This window comes from Dermacoccus sp. UBA1591, from assembly GCF_002322065.1.
GTDB lineage: Bacteria > Actinomycetota > Actinomycetes > Actinomycetales > Dermatophilaceae > Dermacoccus > Dermacoccus nishinomiyaensis.
Genome location: NZ_DCNR01000091.1, coordinates 22,976 through 39,858, shown reverse-complemented (window position 1 = coordinate 39,858; position 16,883 = coordinate 22,976). Strand labels below are relative to the sequence as shown.

Below are 16,883 nucleotides of genomic sequence, written 5' to 3'. Positions count from 1 at the left end.
CCGCGCGCAGCAGCTGCAGCGAGGAGCGCGGGCTCGCGCCGAGACGCAGGTTGGGGTGGCTGCGCGTCGCGGCGACGAGGTCGACGACGTACTGACGCAGCGCGTCACTCGTGTGCAGCGACGCGATGGCATCGATCGCGTGCTCGACGTCGTCGGCGCTGGCGACGGGACGCAGCGTGTCGAGCGGGTCCTTCTCACCGTGGTGCAGAAGCATGTCGAGCTCGGCGCGCGCAGAGGGGTAACCCATGCTGATCTGCGCCATGAAACGGTCGCGCTGCGCCTCGGGCAGGGGGAAGGTGCCGTCCATCTCGACGGGGTTCTGTGTCGCGACGACCATGAAGGGGCGCGGCAGCGGCATGGTGCGCCCGTCCATGCTCACCTGGTGCTCCTCCATCGCTTCGAGCAGCGCCGACTGCGTCTTCGGAGAGGCGCGGTTGATCTCGTCACCGATGACGATGTTCGCGAACACCGCGCCCGGACGGAACGTGAAGTCACCCTTGCCCTGGTCGTAGACGTTGACACCGGTGATGTCGCTCGGGAGCAGGTCGGGCGTGAATTGGATGCGTCGCATCGTCGCGTCGACCGAACGGGCCAGGGCCTTGGCGAGCACGGTCTTGCCGACGCCCGGCACGTCCTCGACGAGCAGGTGACCGCCCGCGAACAGCACGGTGACGGCCGTGAGCACGACGTCGTCCTTGCCCTCGACGACGAGGGCGACGTTGCGGCGCACGGCGTCGGCGAGGCCGAGGACGTCGGTGGTCGCGGGGTAAGGCTCGGGGCTGCGGCGTTCCATGACTCACGATCTTGCCAAACTTCCCTCCCCGGCCACAGTTCGCCCCGCGGGCTTGGATGCGTCGTCACCCGCCTGGCCGACGAGCGCATCGCCCTCCACCGCGCTCCACGCACGCCCTCCACTGCGCTCCACCGGGTTCCTCCACATCGCTCCACCTGCGCTCTCGAGGAGGTGCCGTGGCCGTGAAGCCGTCGACCGAGCCGGACCCGCGCCCCCACGCTCGGGGAACGGCGGTTTTTTCCCTCCACCGCGCCCCACCCGCCGTCAGCCCTGCAATGACGCGGAAATCGCTCTGCCCAGATCACGAGATCAGACATGGTGGGGCGACATGGTGGGGTGAAGTGGAGTAGAGTGGGGGTCATCGGAGCGAGATCGGTGACGGGAGGTGCCCAGCCGTGTTTCTGGGTACCCACACGCCGCGTCTCGACGACAAGGGCCGCATGATCCTTCCCGCGAAGTTTCGCGAGAAGTTCGCTGCGGGCCTCGTCATGACGCGTGGGCAGGAACGCTGCCTGTACGTCTTTCCGATGAACGAGTTCGAGCGCATCGCTGCCGCGATGAACACGACACCCGTCACCTCGCGTGCGGTGCGTGATTATCAGCGCGTCCTGCTCTCGGGGGCCTCCGACGAGATCCCCGACAAGCAGGGCCGTGTGACGATCCCGCCGCTGCTGCGCGAGTACGCGGGTCTTTCGAAGGAATGCACGGTGATCGGTGCGGGTAACCGCGTCGAGATCTGGGACACGCAGGCGTGGAACGACTACCTCGCCGGCGCGGAACAGCCGTTCTCCGAGCAGGCCGAAGAAGTCGTTCCCGGTTTGCTGTAGCCCTGCTGTCGCGAGGTCTCCGGCCGCTGAGAATCCGACACACCTTCCCCGGTGCCGGAAGCCCAGCGGCGGGGGCCCTGGCGACAGCAGCGCCGCCGGCCGAATGCCGCCCACCCCGATTCGAGCGACGGAGCACCGATGGAGATGTCACGCGGCCTCGCAGCCGATCGTCACGTGCCCGTCATGCTCACCGAGATCCTCGACGCTCTCGCCCCCTCGCTCGAGCGCTCCGGCGCTCTCTACGTCGACGCCACCCTCGGCATGGGTGGCCACACCGAGGCCGTGCTCGAGCGCTTCGGCGAGGCCCGCGCCATCGGGATCGACCGTGACACCGAGGCCCTGCGTCTGGCCGGTGAACGCCTCGCCCGCTTCGGTGACCGCTTCGAAGGCGTGCACGCCGTCAACACCGAGGTCGCCGACGTCCTGCCCCGCCCCGCGGACGCGATGCTGTTCGACCTCGGCGTCTCCAGCCTGCAGCTCGATGAGCTCGACCGCGGCTTCAGTTACCGCGCCGACGCGCCACTCGACATGCGGATGGACCAGACGAGCGACGGGCCCACGGCCGCCGACGTCCTCAACACCGCCAGCCAGGACGAGTTGGAGCGCATCCTCAAGACGTACGGCGAGGAGCGCTTCGCCCGCAAGATCGCGCACGCCGTCGTCAAGGAGCGAGAGAAGCAGCCGTGGACGACGTCGGGTCGGCTCGTCGAGATGTTGCGCTCGGTCATCCCGCTCGCTTCGCAGCGTCAGAGCGGCCACCCGGCCAAGCGCACCTTCCAGGCCCTGCGCATCGAGGTCAACGACGAACTGCGCGGCTGGGAGCAGGCTGTGAGGTCGGCGCTCGACTCGCTGGCCGTCGGCGGACGCCTCGCCGTGCTGTCGTTCCACTCGCTGGAGGACCGCATCACGAAGCGCGCCTTCGCAACCGCGTCCGCCTCGACCGCGCCGCCCGGTCTACCGGTGGAACTACCCGAGCACCGTCCCGAGTTCGCGCTCGTCACCCGGGGCGCCGCCGTCCCGAGCGAGGACGAACTCGCGCGCAACCCCCGCAGTGCCTCCGTCAGATTACGAGTCATCGAACGCACCCGAGCGAAAGGAAGCCAGTCATGACCCAGCTGGCCGCCCCCACCCGCGCCCCTCGTCGAGTGACGACGAGTCGCCCCCGCGTGACCTCGGCCCGTTCCGGTGCGCGTCCGGCTCGGCCAGCGACTCAGGTCGCCACCGCCGAGCGCGCCGGGCACACTCGCTTCATGGCGCTCGCCGTCCTCGTCGCGATGGCCTCGGCGCTTGCGCTGTTGTTCCTCAACACGATGCGCGCCGAGCAGTCGTTCACCCTCTCGACGCTGCGCAGTGACGTCTCCACGCTCAACGAGCGAGAGCAGGCGCTCGACAGCGAGATCTCGGCCGTGTCCGCGCCCGAGGAGCTCACGCTGAAGGCCGAGAGCTACGGCATGGTCAAGCCGGCGTCGATCACCTATGTGAGTCGGGACACGGGCAAGAAGCTCGGCGTGGCACACCCGAGCCAGGCGGGCACGGCGCTTAGTGTGAACACGCTCCCGAGCACCCCCGCCAGCAAGGCGGCCGGCGAGGTGATCGCCAGCGGCACCGTCGGTCTGCACATCACCGACCCGGTGGCGCAGGCGCAGGCTCGAGCCAAGGAGAAGGCAGCGGCCGACGCTGCTGCGGCCAAGGCCGAGGCGGCCAAGAAGGCCGAGGCGGCGAAGAAGACGAGCAAGTAAGACGTAGAGCGAGCACGACGTGGACGAGCGGGACGAGGAGAGCTGACGTGGATCGACCCCGGCGCTCTCAGCCCGGCCAGCCTCGCCGCCCCCGTCCCGACGGCTCCCAGCGTCCTGGATCTCGCGGTCGGGTTCCGGCGCAGAACCGGCGACAGGGACGACCCCAGGGTCAGGATCGGCCTCGCGAACGGCCGGCTGCGGGTGGTGGTGCGCGAGGCGTTCGTCAGAACAGCGACGGCCAGGGCCGCCCGGTGCGCTGGAACGAACCCGCCCGGGCACGTCTCGCGGCCGTCGGGCACCCGCGCCGACGTTCGCGACTCATGCTCATGGCATTCACGCTCGTGTTCGCGATCTTCGCCTACGAACTGTTCAGCGTGCAGTGGTGGAACGCGGACGAGCTGTCCCAGCAGGCGCTGACGCAGCGGCTCACGCGCACCAACGTGCCGGCCGCGCGCGGCACCATCACCGACGAGAACGGTGCGGTCCTCGCCCGCAGCGTCGAACGCCGCGACATCGCGGGAGACCCTGTTGCGGCCTCGCAGTACCGCAAGAACTCGAAGAGGTCGCCCAAGGGCATCGACGGCGTGGGCGCACAACTCGCCCAGGTGCTCGGCGGCGACGCGAGCGACTACGCGAGCAAGCTCGACGAGGCGAGCAAGCGAAAGAGCCGCTTCGTGTACCTCGCGAAGGACATCACGCCGGCGCAGTGGAGCCAGCTCAAGGCGCTGGAGCTGCCCGGCATCTCCTCGGAACTGCGTCAGAAGCGTGAATACCCGCAGCGCACCTCCGTCGCCCCGCTCGTCGGCTGGGTGAACTCGGCCGGCGTGCCTGGCGGCGGGGTGGAGCAGATGCTCGACGCGCAGCTGCGCGGCAAGGACGGCATCCACCAGATCGAGCGCGCTCGCAACGGCGAGCCGATCGCGACGGGGGACAACCTCGACCAGCAGCCCGTCAGCGGCCGGGCCGTGCAGCTCACCGTCGACAACGACATCCAGTGGTACGCGCAGAACGAACTCGTCGCGGCCGTCAAGAAGACGAAGTCGCAGTCGGGCGAGATCGTCGTCGCCGACAAGGCGGGGCACCTTCTCGCGACCGCGAGCTACCCGAGCTTCGACAACAACGACATGAGTTCGGCCGCGTCCGACGCCTTGCAGAACCGTGCGTTCACCGACACCTTCGAACCCGGTTCGACACAGAAGATGGTGACGGCGGGCGCGCTCCTCGAGGAAGGCCTCGCGAGGCCCACGACGCACGTCGAGGTGCCCGCCAAGTTGGAGCGCGCCGGGCGCCCGTTCCAGGATTCGCACCCCCACGGCGTCGAGTACCTGACCCTCGCCGGTGTCATCGCACAATCGTCGAACATGGGCACGATCCTCGCGGGCGAGAAGATGCCCAAGGAGACGTTGTACTCGTACATGATGAAGTTCGGGCTCGGCAAGACGACCGGAATCGGCTTTCCCGGCGAGTCCGCGGGCATCGTCCCGCCCGTCAAGAACTGGGTGGGGGACACGTGGTACACCGTGATGTTCGGTCAGGGCCTCGCGAGTTCTGCGGTGCAGCAGACGGCGCTGTTCCAGACCATCGCCAACGGTGGGGTGCGCTCGCCGCTCAGCCTCGTGTCGAAGGTGCAGGACGCCGACGGGACGATGAAGGCGCCGCAGGACGATCGCACGCCGACGCGCGTGTTCAGTGAGAAGACCTCGCGCGAGCTCATCGGCATGATGCAGGGCGTCGTGTCGAAGGAGGGCTCGGCGCCGCTCGCGGCCGTCGACGGGTACGACGTCGCCGGCAAGACCTCGACGGCCCAGCGCTACGACGCGCAGAAGAAGACGTACGACGGCGTGACGGCGGGTTTCATCGGCATGGCGCCCGCGAAGGATCCGCAGCTCATCGTGTCGGTGACGCTGCAGAAGCCGCAGGCGGGCACCTTCGGTGGCGACCTCGCCGCGCCCGTGTTCTCCAAGGTCATGGGGTACGCCCTGCATAACCGTAAGATTCCCCCGAACAAGAGCGACAAGTTGCCCTATCCGATCGAATACCGTTCGAAGGAGTCGTCGTCCCAGTGATCGAACTATCACTCGAGGAGATCGCGACCGTCACCGGGGGACGCCTGGTCGGCCCCGACGCTCGCATCACCGGTCCCGTCGTCACCGACTCGCGCGAGTGCGCCGCCGGCTCGCTCTACGTCGCGCGCGTCGGTGAGCACGCGGACGGGCACGACTTCGTCCCGGCCGCGCTGGCGGTCGGCGCTGCCGGAGTTCTCGGCGAGCGAGCGGTCGACGGTGCTTCGTGCGTCGTCGTCGACGACGTCGAACTGGCCTTCGCCGAGGTGGCGCGCGCCGTCGTCGACCGTGCACCCAACCTGCAGATCGTGGGCATCACCGGCTCGTCGGGCAAGACGTCGACGAAGGATCTGCTCGGTGCGGTGCTCGCGCGGTTCGCGCCGACGATCGCCCCCTACGGCTCGCTCAACAGCGAGGTCGGGGTCCCGCTGACGGTCTGCCGCATCGACGAGGCGACGCGCTACCTCGTCGCCGAGATGGGCGCCTCGGGGGTGGGGCACATCGCGTACCTGACGAAGATCGCGCCGCCGAGCATCGGCATCGTACTCAACGTCGGACAGGCGCACATGGGCGAGTTCGGCTCCGTCGAGGCAATCGCCCGGACGAAGGGTGAGCTCGTGGAGGCGCTGCCGCAGGACGGCGTCGCGATCCTCAACGTCGACGACTCGCGGGTGCGCGCGATGGCGAGCCGCACGCAGGCAAAGGTCATCCTCGTGGGGCTCGGCGAGGACGCCGACTACCGTGCCACCGACGTGAGCATCGACGAGGACGGTCGCCCGAGCTATCACCTCACCTGCCCCCTCGGGGAGGCAGACGTGCGTCTCGCCCTCGTCGGCGAGCACCAGGTCGGCAACTCGCTCAGCGTCATCGCCGCCGCGACCAGCCTCGGACTCGCGCTCGGCGACGTCGTCGAGGCCGTCGCCGGAGCCGGGGCCGCGTCGCGCTGGCGCATGGAGGTCAGCGAGGTCGGCGGCGGCGTGACGCTCGTCAACGACGCGTACAACGCCAACCCCGACTCGATGCGTGCCGCGCTGCGAGCCCTCGCCCACATGGGTACCTCACGCCGCAGCATCGCCGCGCTCGGTGAGATGCGCGAACTGGGCGAGGCCTCGCATGACGAGCACACCGCCGTCGGGCAGCTCGCCGCCGAACTGGGCATCGACCGCCTCGTCGTCGTCGGCGCGGGCGCGCAGGCCATCGCGCAGGGGGCGCGCACGGCGGGCATGACGGCGGACGCCGTCACCACCGTCGACGACATCGACGCGGCACACGACGTGCTCGTCGAGCAGATCGCACCGGGGGATGTCGTGCTGTTCAAGTCGAGTCGTGACTCGGGTCTTCGCATGCTGGGGGATAGGTTGGTCGAAGAATCCGGTACACCCGCATTTCCTGTCACGGAGGTGACCTCATGAAGGGCGTGCTCATCGCGGCCATCGTGTCGCTGATCGCCGCTCTGTTCGGCACCCCCATGTTCATCAAGTTCCTGGTGCGCAAGGGATACGGGCAGTTCATCCGCGACGACGGCCCCACGACGCACCACACCAAGCGCGGCACGCCGACGATGGGTGGCGCCGTCATCATCGCGGCGAGCCTGCTCGCGTACGGCTGCGCCCACCTGTTCACGATGACGCCGATGAGCGCGAGCGGCCTACTCGTCATGTTCCTCATGGCGGGGCTGGGGCTCGTCGGGTTCGCCGACGACGCCATCAAGATCACGAAGCAGCGATCGCTCGGGCTGACGTCACTGCAGAAGCTCGGGGGGCAGACGCTCGTCGCCGTCATCTTCGCAGTGCTCGCACTGCAGTTCGAGAACTCCAACGGCCTCACACCCGCGAGCTACGCCATCTCGTTCGTGCGCGACTCGAGCCTGTCGCTCGCGGTCGGCGGCACCGTCGTCAGCCTGCTGCTGTTCGTCATCTGGGCGAACCTGCTCATCGCGGGTACCTCGAACGGCGTCAACCTCACCGACGGTCTCGACGGGCTCGCCACCGGCGCGTGCGTCATGGTGTTCGGCGCGTACGTGCTCATCTCGATCTGGCAGTTCAACCAGAACTGCCAGTACTCGGAGATGATGACGCACGCCGCCAAGTGCTATGACGTGCGCGACCCTCACGACCTCGCCGTCGTCGCCGCGGCGCTCATGGGTGCCTGCTTCGGCTTCCTGTGGTGGAACGCGACGCCGGCCAAGATCTTCATGGGTGACACCGGTTCGCTCGCCCTCGGCGGCGCGCTCGCGGGCCTCGCCATCACGACGCGCACCGAGTTCCTCGTCGTCATCCTCGCCGGGCTGTTCGTCATCGAGACGCTCTCGGTCATCCTCCAGGTCGGCTCGTTCAAGGCCCGACGCAAGCGCATCTTCCGGATGGCGCCGCTGCACCACCACTTCGAGATGGTGGGTTGGAACGAGATCACCGTCGTCATCAGGTTCTGGATCATCGCGGGGCTGTGCGTCGCGTTCGGTCTGGGCATCTTCTACGCGGAATGGAACGTCAGCCAGTGAGCCAGCACGACCTGTGGGCCCTCGACCCTTCGTACGAACCGTTCGCGGGGGAGCGTGACCTCACGCACCGCGACGCCGACTGGTCCGGGTTGTCGGTGCTCGTCATCGGGCTCGGCGTGTCCGGGTTCGCGGCCGCCGACGCGCTCCTCGAGCGCGGCGCCCGCGTGCGCGTCGTCTCGCGCGACCACAGCGACGTCATGGCCGAACGCGCGCAGATCCTCGACGTCCTCGGCGCCGACGTCGCGTTCGGCGCCGAGCACATGGACGCGGCGCCGGAGGGTACGCATCTCATCGTCACCTCGCCGGGCGTGGCGCCGAGCGCGCCGATCATGCAGGACGCCATGTCGCGCGGCATCCCCGTCTGGGGTGAGGTCGAGCTCGCGTGGCGCATGCGCCCGCGCGAGGGCGGTGCGCCGTGGCTGACGATCACCGGGACCAACGGCAAGACGACGGCCGTCACGATGCTCGAGTCGATGCTCAAGGCGCAGGGGCTGCGCGCGGTGGCCGCCGGCAATGTTGGCATGCCGCTGCTCGAGGCAGTACTGCACCCGCAGCCGTACGACGTCATCGCGGTCGAGCTGTCGTCGTTCCAGCTGCACTGGTCGCGCACGGTGTCGCCGTACGCGTCCTGCTGCCTCAACGTCGCCCCCGACCACATCGACTGGCATGGCTCCTACGAGGAGTACAAGCGTCAGAAGGGGCGGGTGTACGAGCGCACCCAGGTCGCGTGCGTCTACAACGTCGACGATCCCGCGACCGAGGCGATGGTCGAGGACGCCGAGGTCGTCGACGGCTGTCGCGCGATCGGGTTCACGCTCGGCACGCCGGGGCCGTCGATGGTCGGCATCGTCGACGACGTCCTCGCCGACCGTGCCTTCATCGCCGAACGACGCACCAGCGCAGCCGAACTCGCCATCCTGAGTGACCTCGGCCCGAACGCTTCCGCACCGCACTACGTCGCCGACGCGCTCGCCGCGGCCGCGCTCGCCCGCAGCTACGGCGTGACGCTCGCCGCGGTCCGTCAGGGCCTGGTCGACTACACGCCCCAGCCGCACCGGATGGCGAGCGTCGCCGAGGTCGGCGGCGTGCGCTGGGTCGACGACTCGAAGGCGACGAACCCGCCCGCGGCCCAGGCGTCGCTGCAGGCGTTCGACCCCGTCGTCTGGATCGCCGGCGGATTGCTCAAGGGCGCCGAGGTCGATGATCTCGTGCGCGCGAACGCCTCGCGGCTGCGCGCCGTGGTGCTGCTCGGTCGTGACCGGGGCATCATCGCCGACGCTCTCGCGGCCCACGCGCCGCAGGTGCCCGTCACCGTCATCGAGACGAGCGATGCCGACGAGGCGATGCGTGAGGCCGTCGCGGCGGCGAATGCAGCCGCCCAGCGCGGCGACACCGTGCTGCTCGCACCGGCAGCGGCGAGTCTCGACATGTACGCCTCCTACGGCGCGCGCGGTGACGCGTTCGCCGACGCGGTCGCGGCACTCAGCGGATCCGGGGCATGACGGCGACGCGCCTGTCATGGCGGGATTCGCCTGCGGTGCAGGGGGCCTCGCGTCAGCTCAGAGGACGCCTGAAGTGGCTCGAGTCGCCGCTGGCCACGTATTACCTGATCCTCGGCTCGGCGGGCATGCTCGTCGGACTCGGACTCGTCATGGTGTTGTCCGCCTCGAGCGTGACGTCGTACATGGATACGCAGTCGCCGTATTCGGACTTCACGAAGCAGGCGGTATTCGCCGTGGTCGGTGTCATCGTGGCTACCGTGACGAGTCGTCTGCCGATCCGGGTGTTCAAGGTGATGGCCTTTCCTCTCATGCTCGCCGCACTCTTCCTGCAGGTGCTCGTCATGGTGCCCGGGATCGGTGTGGAGGTACTCGGCAACCGCAACTGGATCCGAGTGGGCGGGCTGCAGATCCAGCCGTCCGAGATCGGCAAGGTGGCGCTGATCCTCATGGTGGCGCTCGTCCTGTCCAACCGACAGGCCCACCTGCACGACCCCCGTCGCTCGATCCTGCCTACCGTGCCCTATGTCGTCCTGCTCATCGGGCTGATCATGCTCGGCAAGGATCTCGGGACGACGATGGTCGTCTCGGTCATCTACCTCGGCATGTTGTGGTGTGCCGGCGCGCGCAAGGCGTTGTTCGGTTGGCTGGCGGCCCTCGCCCTCGTCACGTTGCCCATCGCGATCTGGACGAGTGGTAACCGGACCTCGCGCATCCAGGCCTGGCTCGGTGGGTGCGACAACGTCGATCTCGACGGGTGCTACCAGAAGGTGCACGGCATGTACGCTCTCGCCGGGGGCGGAGTGTGGGGCCTCGGGCCGGGCGCCTCGCGTGAGAAGTGGCAGTGGTTGCCGGAGGCTCACAACGACTTCATCTTTGCCATCATCGGCGAAGAGCTCGGTCTGCCGGGTGCCCTCACGGTGCTCGCGTTGTACGTCGTGCTCGCCTACGCGTGCTACCGGCTCATCGCGCAGACGCGTGACATGTTCGTCCGCGTCGCGAGTGCCGGCATCATGGTGTGGATCTGTTTCCAGGCAGTGGTCAACATCGGCTCGGTCCTGGGCATCTTCCCGATCGTCGGTGTGCCGCTCCCGCTGGTCTCCTATGGCGGGTCGGCGCTCGTCATGACACTGTTCGGCATCGGCATCCTGTTGGCCTTCGCCAGGCAGGAACCAGGTGCCGCCGAAGCTCTCACCCTCAAACCGCGCCGCGTGGCGCGCACACTCGCCGTGCTCCCTCGACGGAAAGGCTGACTGACATGACGCTCGAACGCGTTCTGCTCGCCGGAGGAGGAACGGCCGGTCACGTCCTGCCGTTGCTCGCGACGGTGCAGGAGATCACCGACCGCCACACCGAAGCCGTCATCACGGTCGTCGGTTCCCCTGACGGCATCGAGGAGCGACTGGTGCCCGAGCACGGTTTCACGCTGTCTTACGTGCCGAAGGTCGCCTTCCCGCGTCGGCCGAACGTCGCCGCGCTGAGGTTTCCCGCCGCGTTCCGGGGGGCGCTGCGCCAGGCGGAGGCACTCGTTGCCGAACGCCGCCCGCAGGTCGTCGTCGGCTTCGGCGGGTATGTCTCGACGCCCGTCTACCTCGCGGCGCGCAAGGCTGGGATCCCCATCGTCATCCACGAGCAGAACGCCCGGCCGGGGCTGGCGAACAAGCTCGGCGTGCGATGGGCCGCGCACACGGCGACGACGTTCCCCGGCACCCCGCTGGCGGGCGCCGAGGTCGTCGGGATGCCGCTGCGACGCGAGATCCGAGAGCTTCGCCCCGCGATGCTGCGCGCCGAGGCGATGACGTACTTCGGTCTCGAACCCGGACGCCCGACGCTCGTCATCACCGGTGGCTCGCTCGGTGCAGCGAGTCTCAACGAGGCCTTCGCCGCGGCCGCGCCGGCGCTGCGTGAGGCCGGGGTGCAGGTCCTGCACATCACCGGGCGGGGCAAGGGGTTCGAGGCCCCGGCCACCGCCTCGGGGCCGCGCTACGTCGTCGAGGAGTACTGCGACCGCATGGACCTCGCCTACGCGGTGGCCGACCTCGTCGTCACGCGAAGCGGCGCCGGCATGGTGAGCGAACTGTCCACGCTCGCGATCCCCGCGATCTACGTGCCGCTGCCCATCGGCAACGGCGAGCAGCGACTCAACGCGAAGGACGTCGTCGAGGCCGGGGGAGCATTGCTCGTCGACAACGGCGACGTCGACGCGACGTGGGTAGAGCGCGTCGTCATCCCGCTCGTGACGGACGCCGACGAGCTGGCCCGCATGCGTGCGGCAGCCGGCAGCCGCGGGCACGCGGATGGCGCCGCACGCCTCGTCGACCTCATCGAGGACGCTGCAGCGACCGGGGGCCGGGCATGAGCAACGGTGTGAACGAGCGGTTCGACTTCGCCGCGCCGCTGCCCGCTCTCGCGGACGTGCCACACGTGCACATGATCGCGGTCGGCGGCTCAGGCATGTCGGGCGTCGCGCGGTTGTTCCTCGCCGCGGGCGTCACCCTGAGCGGCTCCGACAACGTCGACCTGCCGGTACTCGACGACCTTCGTGCCCAGGGAGCACGCATCGAGCTCGGGTACGACGCCGCGAACGTTGCCGACGTGCCGGACGGCGCCGTCGTCCTCATCTCAAGCGCCATCAACGAGGCCAACCCCGAACTCGTCGAGGTCAGACGGCGCGGTCTGCCGGTGCTGCACCGCAGCCAGGGCCTCGCGATGCTCATGCGCGCGGGTCGCGGGCTCGCCGTCGCGGGCGCCAACGGCAAGACGACGACGAGCGGAATGGCGACGGCCGCCCTCGTCGCGGCGGGAGAGAAGCCGTCGTTCGCGATCGGCGCCAACGTCGCGGGGCTCGGTGTCAACGCGGCACCGGGCGAGGGCGAGATCTTCGTCGTCGAGGCCGACGAGAGCGACGGCTCGTTCGTCGTCTACCACCCGCAGGTCGCGATCGTCACGAACATCAAGGACGATCACCTCGACTTCTACGGCACGTCGGCCAACCTTGCTCGTGCCTACGAGACCTTCGCGGCGACGATCGCGCCGCAGGGTCTGCTCGTCGCCTGCGCTGACGACGAGGGCTCGCTGGCCCTGGCCCAGCGCCGTCGCGCCGCGGGCGCGCGCGTCTTGACGTACGGGCGCGACACCGACGCAGACGTGCGTATCGTCGCGGAGAGCGGGGAGGGCTTCGACTGGCGCATGAGCCTTCGCGACGGGGATGCCGTCCACGACGTCGCGCTGCATGTGCCGGGTGCCCACAACCTGCTCAACGCGGCGGGCGTCTACACCGCCCTCGTCCACGGTTTCGGCCTCGCGCCGGCCGATGTCGCGCGCGGGCTCGGGGCCTTCCGCGGCACCTCGCGTCGGTTCGAGCCGCGTGGTGAGGCGGGCGGCGTCCGCGTCGTCGACGACTACGCCCACAACCCCGGCAAGCTCGACGCCCTCGTGCGTACGGCGGCCGGGCTCAAGGACGACGGCGAACTCATCGTCATCTTCCAGCCCCACCTGTACTCGCGTACGCAGCACGCGGCGACCGGTCTCGCCGCGGCGCTCGATGGCGCCGACCACGCCTTCGTCCTCGACGTGTACGGCGCGCGCGAGCAGCCCGTCGCCGGGGTGAGCGGCGCGCTGATCACCGATCGCATGACGTCCGGACGCGGCGAGTTCACTCCCACGGCCGACGACGCGCTCGCTCGCGTGCTCGACGTGGCTCGCCCGGGCGACCTCGTCGTGACCGTCGGCGCGGGCGATGTCACGCACCTCGGCCCGCGCATCCTCACTGGTCTCAATACGCGTGAAGGTGAAGTCGAAGGTTAATCTTTTCGGCGGCCAAGACCCCCCGGGATTCTGCGGAATGCCGGGGGTCTTCCGTTGCCTCAGGGGTCCCGGGTCGCCGAGGGGGTGCGGTGGTGCGCGGGTCGGCGGGCCACGTGCCTGGCGGGGTCACGTTCGAGTTGACGTCGAGATGTTCGCGTCCGGGCATCCGGTCGCGTAGCATCGGCTCTGCATACTCGCACCCGCTTTCGAAAGGCCTCTTCTCGTGGCAACTCCCCAGAACTACCTGGCCGTCATCAAGGTCGTCGGTATCGGCGGCGGTGGCGTCAACGCCATCAACCGGATGATCGAGGTCGGCCTCAAGGGTGTGGAGTTCATCGCGATCAACACCGACGCCCAGGCCCTGCTCATGAGTGACGCCGACGTCAAGCTCGACGTGGGCCGTGAGCTGACGCGCGGTCTCGGTGCCGGCGCCGACCCCGAGGTCGGTCGTCAGGCGGCGGAGGATCACGCTGAGGAGATCGAAGAGGTCCTCAAGGGCGCCGACATGGTGTTCGTCACCGCCGGTGAGGGTGGTGGCACGGGCACGGGTGGTGCGCCCGTCGTCGCGAAGATCGCCCGCGGCCTCGGTGCTTTGACGATCGGTGTCGTGACCCGCCCGTTCACCTTCGAGGGCCGTCGTCGCGCGAACCAGGCCGAGCTCGGCATCTCCGCGCTGCGCGAAGAGGTCGACACGCTCATCGTCATCCCGAACGACCGGCTGCTGTCGATCAGCGACCGCGCCGTCTCGATGCTTGACGCCTTCCGCTCGGCCGACCAGGTGCTCCTGTCCGGTGTCCAGGGCATCACCGACCTCATCACGACCCCAGGTCTGATCAACCTCGACTTCGCCGACGTCAAGTCCGTCATGCAGGGTGCCGGCTCGGCGCTCATGGGCATCGGTTCCGCCCGTGGCGAGGACCGCGCGGTGCAGGCCGCCGAACTCGCTATCTCGAGCCCGCTGCTCGAGGCGAGCATCGACGGCGCCCACGGCGTCCTGCTGTCGGTCCAGGGCGGTTCCGACCTCGGTCTGTTCGAGATCAACGAGGCCGCTCGCCTCGTGCAGGAGGCGGCGCACCCCGAGGCCAACATCATCTTTGGTGCCGTCATCGACGACGCCCTGGGCGACGAGGTGCGCGTCACCGTCATCGCCGCCGGTTTCGACGGTGGTGCGCCGCAGAAGCGCAACGATGAGCGTCCTGCTCAGCAGGGTGGCGCTCAGCAGCGTCCCGCGCAGCAGCAGACGTCCGCGCAGATGCCGTCCCAGCAGGCGCAGCAGTCCTACCAGCCGCAGGCTGCCGCCCCGGCGACGATCAAGCCCGTCACCGTTCCCGGGACGACCGCCGGCCCGACGCGCGTCTCCGCGCCGCCGGCCCGCGTCCAGCCGGGTCAGGGTGAGCAGCAGCACGCCCAGGACGCTCAGCAGGGCCAGGCGCAGCAAGGGCAGTCGCAGCAGGGCGGTCAGCAGGCCCCCGAGGTCGTGCGTCCGCCCAAGGAGGTCACGTTCGAGGATCGTGACGACCTGGACGTCCCCGACTTCCTCAAGTGATCCGGAGCCCGGTCGATGTTCTTCTGGCACGACCGGCGTGAGTCGCCGAGCGGCTCGCTCGAACGGTGCTTCACCGATTCCCTCGACGGGGTCAGTGAGGCGCCGTTCTCGGCGTTGAACCTCGGGCTGCACGTCGGTGACGACGAGCGTGCGGTGCGCGTGAACAGGGAGCGGGTCTCCGCGCAGCTGGGTGGCGTCCCCATTGCCTGGATGGATCAGGTCCACGGCGCGAGCGTCGCGGAGGTCACCCTCGCCGACGTCGCCTCCGGTCAGGCCGGACCGAGCGCTGACGCGATGGTCAGCCGTGACAGCGGCCTCGCGCTCGGCGTCATGGTGGCCGACTGCACGCCGGTTCTCCTGAGTGATGACGCGGCCGGCGTCATCGGCGTCGCGCACGCCGGGCGTCCCGGCATGCTCGCCGGCGTCGTGCCGGCGGCGCTCGAGGCGATGCGCCACCTCGGAGCGCGCGACATCAGCGCAGTGCTGGGCCCGTCGATCTGCGGGCGCTGCTACGAGGTGCCGCGCGAGATGCATGACGCCGCGCGTCAGGCCCACCCGGCCAGCGCCGCCATCACGTGGACGGGCACGCCGGCGATCGACGTCGCGGCGGGCGTCGCGTCGCAGCTCGCGGACGCCGGTGTCCCGCTCGAATGGGTGCCGGGATGCACGCGTGAGGAGCCTCGCCTGTACTCGTATCGTCGCGACGGCGCGACGGGTCGCTTCGCCGGGCTCATCGTCCGCAAGGCGGCCGTGTCGTGATGCAGCCTCCGACGCCGTCACGCACCGCCGATTCCGACCCCAGTCGCCGTGGTCTCGACGCCTCGCCCGCGCGTCGCGCCGAGTTGCAGGCCAACCTGGAGCGCGTGCGCGTCCGCATCGCCGCCGCCACGAGCGCGGCCGGGCGTGACGACGCCCCGACGCTCGTCGTCGTCACGAAGTTCTTCCCCGTCACCGACCTCGTCGCGCTCGCCGACCTCGGGGTGGGCGACGTGGGGGAGAACCGCGAGCAGGAGCTCGTCGAGAAGGTCGATGCGCTGCGCGCCGAGCGTCCGGATCTCATCGCCTCACCGCGTCGGCACTTCATCGGCCAGATCCAGAGCAAGAAGGCGCGCCGCATCGCGCGGCACGCGGACGTCGTGCAGTCGCTCGACCGGCTCAAGCTCGTGCCGCTGCTCGACGCCGGCGCCGCGGATCGCGAGAACCCCCTCGACATCTTCGTGCAGGTCGCTCTCGAGCGTGACGGTTCGGGGCGCGGTGGCGCGCAGGAGACCGAGCTGCACGAGGTGGCCGCGGCGGTCGAGCAGGCGCCGCACCTACGGTTGTGCGGGCTCATGGCGGTCGCGCCACTCGGAGAGGAGCCGGCCGCCGCGTTCTCGCGTCTCGCGCACGTCCGTCAAGATTTCCTCGCAAACTTCCCGCAGGCCACGTCGTTGTCGGCGGGGATGTCGGGCGATCTCGAGGACGCGGTGAAGATCGGCGCGACACACCTGCGTGTCGGAAGCGCAATACTCGGTTCGCGTCCGCTCGCCGGGTAACTTCGAGCCTGACACCGACGAGCTATGTGGTGCCCTTTCCGCGAGGGGCCAGGCGGACACAGGAGCAGGAAGAATGAGCGCACTGCGCAAGACGATGGAATACCTCGGACTGTCCGACGTGGACACGCACGCGCCGCGCGCGAGCGAGCAGTACGTCGAGGAGTACGAGGTCGCCTACGACGACGAGCGTCACGACGACTATGACGCGTACGAACGTCGCGCCCCTGCCGAGGTCACGCCGCTGCGCCCCGAGGTGACCCACCACGACTTTTCCGACACGGAGGCCTCGACCATGAGTCGCATCACGACCATCCACCCTCGGACGTACAACGAGGCCAAGGAGATCGGTGAGGCCTTTCGCGACAACGTCCCCGTCATCATGAACCTGTCCGACATGGACGACACGGACGCCAAGCGTCTCGTCGACTTCGCCGCCGGTCTCGTCTTCGGTCTGCACGGCTCTATCGAGCGCGTGACGAGCAAGGTCTTCCTCCTCTCGCCCGAGAACGTCGAGGTCTCCACGAGCGGGCCCGAGGTCGCCAAGGCGACGCGCGGGCTGTTCAACCAGAGCTGA

Annotated in this window: 15 protein-coding genes; 14 read left to right on the top strand and 1 reads right to left on the bottom strand. The window is 69.3% G+C overall.

The features are described from left to right. A partial coding sequence (locus B2284_RS10240) for an AAA family ATPase (protein WP_286697443.1) occupies positions 1–793 on the bottom strand: 793 nt, incomplete at its 3' end. A gap of 395 nt (positions 794–1,188) precedes the next feature. On the opposite strand from B2284_RS10240, the gene mraZ reads away from it, so the two are divergent. The 14 genes from mraZ (at position 1,189) to B2284_RS10170 (ending at position 16,883) form a co-directional block, all read left to right on the top strand. Then, entirely contained in the window at positions 1,189–1,620 is a 432-nt protein-coding gene (mraZ, locus tag B2284_RS10235) for a division/cell wall cluster transcriptional repressor MraZ (protein WP_006946550.1), read from the top strand. A gap of 138 nt (positions 1,621–1,758) precedes the next feature. After that, on the top strand, positions 1,759–2,730 hold the full coding sequence (gene rsmH / locus B2284_RS10230) for a 16S rRNA (cytosine(1402)-N(4))-methyltransferase RsmH (protein WP_074045461.1): 972 nt from the start codon (positions 1,759–1,761) through the stop codon (positions 2,728–2,730). Between the two features lie 140 nt (positions 2,731–2,870). Beyond that, on the top strand, positions 2,871–3,359 hold the full coding sequence (gene ftsL / locus B2284_RS10225) for a cell division protein FtsL (protein ID WP_136788337.1): 489 nt from the start codon (positions 2,871–2,873) through the stop codon (positions 3,357–3,359). 326 nt (positions 3,360–3,685) lie between these two features. Beyond that, positions 3,686–5,425 (top strand): peptidoglycan D,D-transpeptidase FtsI family protein, encoded by a 1,740-nt coding sequence (locus B2284_RS10220; RefSeq protein WP_237723950.1) that lies wholly within the window; start codon positions 3,686–3,688, stop codon positions 5,423–5,425. Next, the gene (locus tag B2284_RS10215) at positions 5,422–6,834 is read left to right on the top strand and encodes a UDP-N-acetylmuramoyl-tripeptide--D-alanyl-D-alanine ligase (RefSeq protein WP_115296343.1); all 1,413 of its coding nucleotides are present in this window, start codon (positions 5,422–5,424) and stop codon (positions 6,832–6,834) included. Before B2284_RS10220 ends, B2284_RS10215 begins: the two co-directional genes overlap by 4 nt. Beyond that, a complete protein-coding gene (gene mraY / locus B2284_RS10210; RefSeq protein WP_006946613.1) occupies positions 6,831–7,922 on the top strand; it encodes a phospho-N-acetylmuramoyl-pentapeptide-transferase in 1,092 nt (363 codons plus the stop codon). Before B2284_RS10215 ends, mraY begins: the two co-directional genes overlap by 4 nt. Further along, complete coding sequence (gene murD, locus B2284_RS10205) at positions 7,919–9,424, top strand: UDP-N-acetylmuramoyl-L-alanine--D-glutamate ligase (RefSeq protein ID WP_115296341.1); 1,506 nt, start codon at positions 7,919–7,921, stop codon at positions 9,422–9,424. Before mraY ends, murD begins: the two co-directional genes overlap by 4 nt. Beyond that, on the top strand, positions 9,421–10,674 hold the full coding sequence (ftsW, locus tag B2284_RS10200; protein WP_006946534.1) for a putative lipid II flippase FtsW: 1,254 nt from the start codon (positions 9,421–9,423) through the stop codon (positions 10,672–10,674). Before murD ends, ftsW begins: the two co-directional genes overlap by 4 nt. 5 nt (positions 10,675–10,679) lie before the next feature. Next, the gene (murG, locus tag B2284_RS10195) at positions 10,680–11,780 is read left to right on the top strand and encodes an undecaprenyldiphospho-muramoylpentapeptide beta-N-acetylglucosaminyltransferase (RefSeq protein ID WP_006946518.1); all 1,101 of its coding nucleotides are present in this window, start codon (positions 10,680–10,682) and stop codon (positions 11,778–11,780) included. Further along, a complete protein-coding gene (murC, locus tag B2284_RS10190) occupies positions 11,777–13,228 on the top strand; it encodes a UDP-N-acetylmuramate--L-alanine ligase (protein ID WP_074041037.1) in 1,452 nt (483 codons plus the stop codon). Before murG ends, murC begins: the two co-directional genes overlap by 4 nt. A 223-nt stretch (positions 13,229–13,451) precedes the next feature. Further along, positions 13,452–14,774 carry a cell division protein FtsZ gene (gene ftsZ / locus B2284_RS10185; protein ID WP_074045459.1) on the top strand — a complete coding sequence of 441 codons (1,323 nt, stop codon included), beginning with the start codon at positions 13,452–13,454 and terminating at the stop codon, positions 14,772–14,774. Between the two features lie 15 nt (positions 14,775–14,789). Beyond that, the gene (gene pgeF, locus B2284_RS10180) at positions 14,790–15,533 is read left to right on the top strand and encodes a peptidoglycan editing factor PgeF (RefSeq protein ID WP_006946611.1); all 744 of its coding nucleotides are present in this window, start codon (positions 14,790–14,792) and stop codon (positions 15,531–15,533) included. After that, the gene (locus B2284_RS10175; protein ID WP_170957184.1) at positions 15,530–16,309 is read left to right on the top strand and encodes a YggS family pyridoxal phosphate-dependent enzyme; all 780 of its coding nucleotides are present in this window, start codon (positions 15,530–15,532) and stop codon (positions 16,307–16,309) included. Before pgeF ends, B2284_RS10175 begins: the two co-directional genes overlap by 4 nt. A gap of 73 nt (positions 16,310–16,382) precedes the next feature. Then, positions 16,383–16,883 (top strand): cell division protein SepF, encoded by a 501-nt coding sequence (locus tag B2284_RS10170; RefSeq protein WP_006946575.1) that lies wholly within the window; start codon positions 16,383–16,385, stop codon positions 16,881–16,883.

Coding starts and splice junctions, on each gene's coding strand:
- ftsL (WP_136788337.1), top strand. CDS start 2,871: ATGGCGCTCGCCGTCCTCGTCGCGATGGCCTCGGCGCTTGCGCTGTTG.
- rsmH (WP_074045461.1), top strand. CDS start 1,759: ATGGAGATGTCACGCGGCCTCGCAGCCGATCGTCACGTGCCCGTCATG.
- B2284_RS10170 (WP_006946575.1), top strand. CDS start 16,383: ATGAGCGCACTGCGCAAGACGATGGAATACCTCGGACTGTCCGACGTG.
- ftsW (WP_006946534.1), top strand. CDS start 9,421: ATGACGGCGACGCGCCTGTCATGGCGGGATTCGCCTGCGGTGCAGGGG.
- murG (WP_006946518.1), top strand. CDS start 10,680: ATGACGCTCGAACGCGTTCTGCTCGCCGGAGGAGGAACGGCCGGTCAC.
- B2284_RS10220 (WP_237723950.1), top strand. CDS start 3,686: ATGGCATTCACGCTCGTGTTCGCGATCTTCGCCTACGAACTGTTCAGC.
- mraY (WP_006946613.1), top strand. CDS start 6,831: ATGAAGGGCGTGCTCATCGCGGCCATCGTGTCGCTGATCGCCGCTCTG.
- murC (WP_074041037.1), top strand. CDS start 11,777: ATGAGCAACGGTGTGAACGAGCGGTTCGACTTCGCCGCGCCGCTGCCC.
- pgeF (WP_006946611.1), top strand. CDS start 14,790: ATGTTCTTCTGGCACGACCGGCGTGAGTCGCCGAGCGGCTCGCTCGAA.